The organism is Streptomyces sp. NPDC101227 (genome assembly GCF_044767545.1).
In the GTDB taxonomy this organism is placed as follows: domain Bacteria; phylum Actinomycetota; class Actinomycetes; order Streptomycetales; family Streptomycetaceae; genus Streptomyces.
The window spans coordinates 265,998-272,683 of sequence record NZ_JBIWOD010000010.1; the positions used below are offsets into that span (position 1 = coordinate 265,998).

A 6,686-nucleotide genomic window follows, 5' to 3' on the forward strand; every position below is an offset into this window, starting at 1 on the left:
GCGGCGCGATCGCCAGTATGGGAATAGCCGACTGAGTATCCGACTTGTACCAGCCATGACGACCGCAACCGCCCGTGAGGCGGCGACTGCACTGTTCGAACAGCTGCTCTCCGGCGCCCCGCCGAACGAGCTGGCAGAACGCTTCGACGAGACCGTGGACTGGTACATCCCCGGCGACACCGCTGTCGTGCCGTGGATCGGCCGCAAGACCGGCCGTGCCGGCGTCGCTGAGTTCTACACTCAGCTCGCACAGGGCGCCGAGGCCAAGGACTTCAAGATCGAAACGATCGTAGGTGACGGCGACCGGTGCGTCGTCCTTGGCAGCCTACGAACCGGGGTCCTCGCAACGGGTCGTGACATCGAGACCGACTTCGCGTTCGACATCGAGGTCCGCGACGGACTCATCACGCGGTACCACATGTTCGAAGACACCTTGACTGTCGCCAAAGCTTTCGAGTCGACACCGAACTGACCCAGGCTCGCCCGGCCCTGGCTTCGCTCATGTTCTGCCTGCGATCTCTCGCTTTGGTGTCAGTGGTGGTGAGAGCCGGTGGTGCCAGTCCTGGGATGTGGGTTCGATGCTGGCCGGCGGGGTGTTGAGGGTGGGCTGACGCTGTCATGAGGTGAGAGTTTTTGGGTGGTGTAGATGTTGACTCCGTGTTCGACAGTCATACGCCGAGCTCGGCCAGGAGCTGGCACTGCGCGGCGTCGAGTCCGGTCCAGATCGCTGGCTGGCGTTGTGTGGCGAGCCAGCGTCCGATGTCCATCCCGTGCACTGTGACGCCGAGCAGGACGATGTCGGTCTGACCTGCCTGGTTTTCCTCGTAGCGTACGAGTTCGCGTAGTGCGGCGTAGCGGCGTTGCCAGGTGTTCGGCCAGGCGGGTTCCAGTGTTCGTCGATCTCGCGCAGCGCCTCTTGCCATTCGGAGTGTCGGTCGAGGGCGCCTGGCCTGCGCATATTCGATAGCCATCGTCCGATGGGTTTGTCGAGGACGGTTGCTGCTAACTCGCACTCCGATGTCGCAAGTCATGGGCATGTCGTGTCGGTCGGTCAACTATGCTGAACTGAAGGGGATTTGTCGCGATACTCATTGCCACACAACTACGACATCTCGTGAGAAGTGGCAGGGCATTGGAGTGAGATTCGGAACCGGACAGTTGCGGGACATCCTCTGACTTCCCTGCGCCGCGCGCCCGGGGCCGGGGCTCGGGAGGCTGGATGCATGACTGGCGGCTCGCCGCCGGCCGACGGCAACGACGGGCACCCGCCCTCGCAGCAATCACACCCTGGAGACGGCCCTGGCCGCCCTGCGTGACCTGGCCCTCTTCCTGGTCGACGAACGGGACAAGAACGACTGGGCCCTTGTCGACGTGCACGACGTCGAAGCCTTCCTGTCCACCTTGGCCAAGGGACGCAAGCGGCGGCGCACCGTGCTGCGGCAGTTCTTCCGCTTCGCGCGGCCCCAGAAGATGCTGCTGGTCGACCCCACGCGCGAGCTGGTCGAGAAGGAGATAAACGGCTTCCGCGGCCAGACGCTCGCCTTCGACCAGCAACGCGAGCTGTTTAGGCGGTGGGCAACTGACAAGCACGTTCACCCGCATGAAGCGGTGATGGGCATGCTCGCTCTGCTGCATGGCGCCTCCAGCTCCGAGATGCGGATGCTGAAGATGGATGACATCGACCAGCAGGCCCATACTGTCCGGCTCGGGAAGCGGCCCCATCCCGCCCCCTGCGACCCCGCTTCCTAAACAGTGCGGACAGACAACCCGCACGTCATGGTCGCCAAAGGAACAAAGGCCGGGCGGAGATCGGCCTCAACTGCCTATCCTTCCCACGTCCTTGACGACTGCGGCTTCCCACCCGCATGATCCGCAGCACCCTGACTCGTCGCCCTGGTGAACACCATGGACTCCAAGCTCGTCGCCGCGGGCCGTGACGTTTCGGCAGCACCTGGCGCGGGTTCGGTGGAACATGTGCGCTTTGTCGGACGGCTCGTTGGAGACGATGGCCACGCTGTTCTTTGCCTCGCGCGCGGTCAGGATCTGGAAGAGGTGTTCGGGTGGCGCACAGGGGGTTCTCTGGTGTGGCAGCGGTTTGCGGTCTTCGGGGCGGGATCTTGACGCGTTCCTGACGTATCTCTAGCGGCCTATTGCCGTACCGTTAACACCTGGTGTGCCGGGAAGTCTGGTCGGCGGCGGACTCTGTCCGTCTTCTGTCTCTCTTCCCGAAGGGCATTCCACCGTGGCCGTGTCTTCCAGGACCGCTGTCTCGCCGCCCGGTGCCGTGCGCCGCGGCCCCCGACTGTCCGTGTTGTTCTTTGCGTTCGCCTTCGCGGTGATCGCCGACCCCGTCTCTTCCGTCGCGTACGCGATCGAGGCCGCGCTGCATGCCCTGCACGGTGACCTTGCTCTGCTGCTGCCGACGATGGGGCTGGTCATCGGCCTGGTCGTGCTGGTGACCGCGAACTACTGGCAGCTTGTACGGCGCTTTCCCAGGGGCGGTGGCGCGGCGGCGGCGGCCGGGCGGGCGTTCGGGCCCCGCTGGACGTTTCTGCCGATCGGCGCGCTGGTGGTGGACTTCGTACTCACCATCGGCATTTCCATCGCCGCCGCCGCGAGCGCGGTGATCGCGCTGTTCCCGGGGCTGGCGCCGGTACGGATACCGCTCGCCCTCCTGCTGCTGGTCGTGGTGGCCGGTCTGACCTGGTTCGGACACGGCGGGCGGCTGCTGTTCGCCGTGATGACCGTGCTGTTCGTACTGGCCGCCGTTGCGGTCGTGGTGCTGGGCTTCCTCACCCCGCACGCGACCGGCGCCGCGCCGGCCGCCACGGACCCGGGACGCTCCGCCGTCTTCGCCGTGGTGATGGCCTTCCCCGTCGCGATGGCTCTGGCCACCGGCGTCGAAGCACCCTCCACAGCGATCGCCCAGCTCGGGCAGCTCGACGACACCCAGCGCCGCCGCTTCGGCCGCGGCACCCTGGCGCTGCTGCTGGTCATCGTCGGCGGCCTCACCCTGGCCCTGACCGCCCTCGCCATACGGCTGCACATCGGTCTGCCTGGCACCGACTCCACCCAGATCGCCGACATCGCCCACGCCGCCGCCGGCCCAGGCTGGCTCTACGGCACCTTCCAGCTCACCAGCTCCCTGCTGCTCCTCGCGGCCGCCAGCTCTTCCTTCCAGGCGGGCCCGGGACTGCTCAAGGCCCTGGCCGGAACCCCCGAACGGCCCGGCACCCTGCCCGCGTTCCTCGGCAGTACCAACAAGCACCACACCCCGTACTGGTCAGTGGTCGTCTACCTGGCCGCCGCAGCCGTGATCATCATCGCCGCGGCCGGCTCGGAGCAGGAACTCGTGCTGTTCTACGCAGTGTCGGTGTTCGTCAGCTTCCTCGTCGGACTGCTGGCCATGGCCCGCTTCGCCCGCACCGAACGCAAACCCGCCCTGGCCGCAATCAACGCCCTGGCCGCCGCAGCAGTGACCTTCACCCTGCTGGTCAATCTGCTGCGCGGCTGGCCCGTGCTGTCCCTGGTCGCCACGCTGGCCATCGGCGCCGGCCTCTACGTCCGCTGGCGGCGCGCCGGAAGCCCGAGCGGCATGGAGGACATCGAGCGCCAGGCCGAAGCGGACTGACGACGGATACCGACCCCGGCCCGGCTGTCTTGAGGCGGGGGTGGGCATGCGCATGTCGTGCTGTCGCCAGCCTGCCTCTGCTACGGGCTTGCGTCGCTTTCTTTCGGGACGCACCGATCTTCGCAGGGCGGGCCACGCACAGGGGGTTCTCTGGCGGGCCGGGCTGTTGCGGTGAGCGGAAGGGAACGCGACGTTGCAGCTCAGCGGGCGATGAAACCGGGGCATCAAAGAGCAGCAGGTGTCGTGCTATCGCCGGTTCGCGTCGTGGTAGCGGCGGCCGTCGATGGCGGCCCACATCGCCGAGGAGCGGAAGGCGGCGGCCGAGGCGTAGAGGCTGCTGCGTACGCGCTGGGTGGCGCTGCCCGCATTCTGGAGGTTCAGTGCCTCGTCGCCGAGCGCGGCGGCTTTCTGCTCGATGCCGCGCTGCCCGCCGTGGCGGTGGTCGCTGGCGATGATCTCGGCGAAGCGCTTCTGTAAGCGGGCGACGTCGCTCATGCCGATACGGCGGGAAGCGGCGAGCGCGGGGGTGGCCGCGGCGACAGCGGCGGCGCCGGCGGCGGTCACGAGGGTGCGGCGGTGCATGGGGTCCTCCTGCGATGGCGCGGGGACGGATGCGGCGCGGCCCCGTGGCACGAACCCTAGATCTGCCGCTGATCGGCCGGTGACGTCCTTCAGTGCCTCGCGGGTGGTCCTGTTGGGCCACCGGACCCGGCCGGCCTTCCACACGCGCACGGTGCGGCCGTCGTAGCGACCCGGCTTCCCGGTGAGCCGTTCCACGGCCGAATTCAGGTCCCTGGCCAGGGTGTTGGAGCTGTGGCCGTGCTCGTCCATCCACGCCTCAAGGACAGTGTTTCGCGTGGTGTCCATCACCGCACGGTAGGGGAGTCCGCACCCACTGTGAGGTAAATGACTGGTCAATTCCTCCTAGGGGGCTACGCCGGAAACCCCGGCGAATCTCCTAACCCCCGCTCTGCTGCCGGGAGTTAGGTGGTGTGTACGGCCCTGGCTGTGTCCGTCCCCCGTCGGGTGCAGCCAGGGCGCCGACCCGAAGCCACGCTGAGGCGATCATGACCACGACGCGCAGCACCACCTCCGCACACCCCCTGCGCGCTCTGGCCGTGCCCGGCCGCCGTCCGCCGGTCGGGGCCACCGTTCGTGCGATGGACGCTGACGGCCTCGCCGTCGGCATACTCGCCCGCTACGGCGATTGCACCGACCCGTACCCCGGCGTTCCGTACGTGCGTCCGTTGGACGGCGGCCCGCAATGGCAGGCGGTCGCCGAGTACCTGCGCCCGGCGACGGCCGAGGAAATCATCCGTGCCCGAGCGGAGGCGGCGTCGTGATGGCCGCCGTGGACGCTCCCGCGATCCGGCTGGACGACCTGAGCCCCCAGCAGCGCGACGGCCGATCCTGCTGCTGGTGCTCGGACTGGGCCAGCCCCGCCCAACCCGTGCCGCTGCTGACCGCCACCTGGGCCCGACTGCGCTCCTGCAGCACCTGCGCCGGCGTGTACGGCGTACCGGCCGTGGAGCCGCCGCGGTGAGCGCCAAGCCGCGCCCCGAGGTGGGGGACGTGGTTCGGGACCAGGCCCGCGACTGCGAAGCCATCGTCACCGACATCCGGCACGGCGTACCGCTGTTGCGGGCCCGGCACGGTAGCGGAGAGCCCTGGCTGTGCTCCCCCCTCTCGCTGGAGATCGTGGCCCGCCGCGGCGAGTGGGTGAAGCCGTGAGCGGAGCGCACACACGTCCACAACTGCCGCGGCCAGCCATCTCGGAGTCGTTCTGGCGGCCGCTCGCCGTCCTGGCGCAGCCCGTCATGTGCCTGGCCAACTCACCTGGAAGGTCACTATGAACACCGTCACCACCGACCCGCTGTTCACACTGATCGAGACCAAGGCGCTTGCCGATCAGCATGTGGCGGCCCTCGCCGCGGGCATCACCGGCGCTGTACGCATCCCCGGCATACTCACCCCCGACGACTGCGCCGCGGCCGCCGACGCCATCGAGAACCTGACCATGGGCACCTACGACCCCGCCCGTATGGCCGCCTCCATCGCCCGGTTCGGGCCGGCCCTGAACGACTACCGTGCCGGGGACGGCATGCTGGACGCACGCCGGTACTGGAAGGCCACCGACAGGCCCGCGCCGCTTGGGCCCGCGCGGCTCTGCGACCCGACCCCGTAGCTGTTGCTCTGCAGCGCCTGGGTGCTGCATGGGGCGCCGCTATCAGCCCCGCAACGATCGGCGGCCGCACTGCGTTCGGCGGCACCCTGCGGGAGATCAACGATGGCGCGCTCATCCACTACGACGAGGTTGTCCGCGAATACCCCAACGGGCTGTTTGACCAGACCGCCATCGCGCAACTCGCGTTCAACGTCTGGGTGTCCGTCCCCCATGAAGGTGGCGAAACGCGGGTATGGCGCCGTCGCTGGCAGCCCGTCGACGAGGCTCACCAGCACGCATACGGCTACCGCCCCGCAGTGGTGGAAGGGCAGCAGGAACTGCGTCTTGCCCCCCGGCTCGGCGAGGGCCTGCTGTTCAACCCGGGGAACTTCCACGCTGTCGAACCGAACCCGGACGGTTGCCGGATCGCGTTCGCGTTCTTCGTCGGCCTGACATCCACCGGCCACCTCGTCTACTGGAGCTGACCTTGACCGACAACACCGACCGCATCGACTACAAGGACGTCGTCCAGGCGGCCGAGCGCATCAACAACGTGGTGCTGCCCCTCACCCTCGCGACCGTCGACCCCGGCACCTTCGGCGACGCAGGCGTCGTCTTGGCGCTGGAGTTCATGCAGCACACCGGGTCGTTCAAGGCCCGCGGCGCCGCCAACTTCACCGCCGCGCACATCGAGGACGGCACCATGCCCGACGTCGGTGTCGTCATCGCCTCCGGCGGCAACGCCGGCCTCGCCTGCGCATGGGCAGCGCAACAGCACGGTGTCCCCGCCACGGTCTTCCTGCCCACGAACGCGCCCGCAGTGAAGGTCAACCGTCTTACGGCGTACGGGGCGACGGTGCGGCTGACGGGGACCGAATACCAGCACGCCGC

At 68.4% G+C, this 6,686-nt stretch carries 10 protein-coding genes and 1 pseudogene; 9 read left to right on the top strand and 2 right to left on the bottom strand.

The annotated features are described in order from the left end of the window. Positions 1 to 55 precede the first annotated feature (55 nt). The gene (locus ACIRPT_RS24645; RefSeq protein ID WP_403830579.1) at positions 56 to 472 is read left to right on the top strand and encodes a nuclear transport factor 2 family protein; all 417 of its coding nucleotides are present in this window, start codon (positions 56 to 58) and stop codon (positions 470 to 472) included. 196 nt (positions 473 to 668) lie between these two features. Here ACIRPT_RS24645 and ACIRPT_RS24650 read toward each other — a convergent pair whose 3' ends face one another. Then, a complete protein-coding gene (locus ACIRPT_RS24650) occupies positions 669 to 971 on the bottom strand; it encodes a helicase associated domain-containing protein (RefSeq protein ID WP_403830581.1) in 303 nt (100 codons plus the stop codon). Between the two features lie 256 nt (positions 972 to 1,227). Between ACIRPT_RS24650 and ACIRPT_RS24655 the strand changes: the two genes are divergently transcribed. Together ACIRPT_RS24655 and ACIRPT_RS24660 are read left to right on the top strand one after the other, a co-directional pair. Beyond that, a complete protein-coding gene (locus tag ACIRPT_RS24655; RefSeq protein WP_403830619.1) occupies positions 1,228 to 1,749 on the top strand; it encodes a site-specific integrase in 522 nt (173 codons plus the stop codon). 499 nt (positions 1,750 to 2,248) lie between these two features. Beyond that, on the top strand, positions 2,249 to 3,631 hold the full coding sequence (locus ACIRPT_RS24660) for an amino acid permease (protein WP_403830583.1): 1,383 nt from the start codon (positions 2,249 to 2,251) through the stop codon (positions 3,629 to 3,631). A 267-nt stretch (positions 3,632 to 3,898) separates the two neighbouring features. Here ACIRPT_RS24660 and ACIRPT_RS24665 read toward each other — a convergent pair. Beyond that, positions 3,899 to 4,498: pseudogene (locus ACIRPT_RS24665) on the bottom strand (XRE family transcriptional regulator); the annotation flags it as partial. A 200-nt stretch (positions 4,499 to 4,698) separates the two neighbouring features. On the opposite strand from ACIRPT_RS24665, the gene ACIRPT_RS24670 reads away from it, so the two are divergent. The 6 genes from ACIRPT_RS24670 to ACIRPT_RS24695 form a co-directional block, all read left to right on the top strand. Next, entirely contained in the window at positions 4,699 to 4,974 is a 276-nt protein-coding gene (locus ACIRPT_RS24670) for a hypothetical protein (protein ID WP_403830585.1), read from the top strand. Further along, entirely contained in the window at positions 4,974 to 5,174 is a 201-nt protein-coding gene (locus ACIRPT_RS24675; RefSeq protein WP_403830587.1) for a hypothetical protein, read from the top strand. The genes ACIRPT_RS24670 and ACIRPT_RS24675 overlap by 1 nt, the downstream gene beginning before the upstream one ends. Further along, positions 5,171 to 5,362, top strand: a complete 192-nt coding sequence (locus tag ACIRPT_RS24680) for a hypothetical protein (RefSeq protein WP_403830589.1) — start codon at positions 5,171 to 5,173, stop codon at positions 5,360 to 5,362. The genes ACIRPT_RS24675 and ACIRPT_RS24680 overlap by 4 nt, the downstream gene beginning before the upstream one ends. A gap of 118 nt (positions 5,363 to 5,480) precedes the next feature. Beyond that, positions 5,481 to 5,816: a hypothetical protein gene (locus ACIRPT_RS24685; protein ID WP_403830592.1), complete on the top strand. Its 336-nt coding sequence runs from the start codon at positions 5,481 to 5,483 to the stop codon at positions 5,814 to 5,816. Between the two features lie 197 nt (positions 5,817 to 6,013). Continuing rightward, a complete protein-coding gene (locus ACIRPT_RS24690; protein WP_403830594.1) occupies positions 6,014 to 6,280 on the top strand; it encodes a hypothetical protein in 267 nt (88 codons plus the stop codon). Positions 6,281 to 6,282: 2 nt separating this feature from the next. Then, positions 6,283 to 6,686: pyridoxal-phosphate dependent enzyme (locus ACIRPT_RS24695; protein WP_403830596.1), on the top strand; the 404-nt coding region annotated here is incomplete at its 3' end.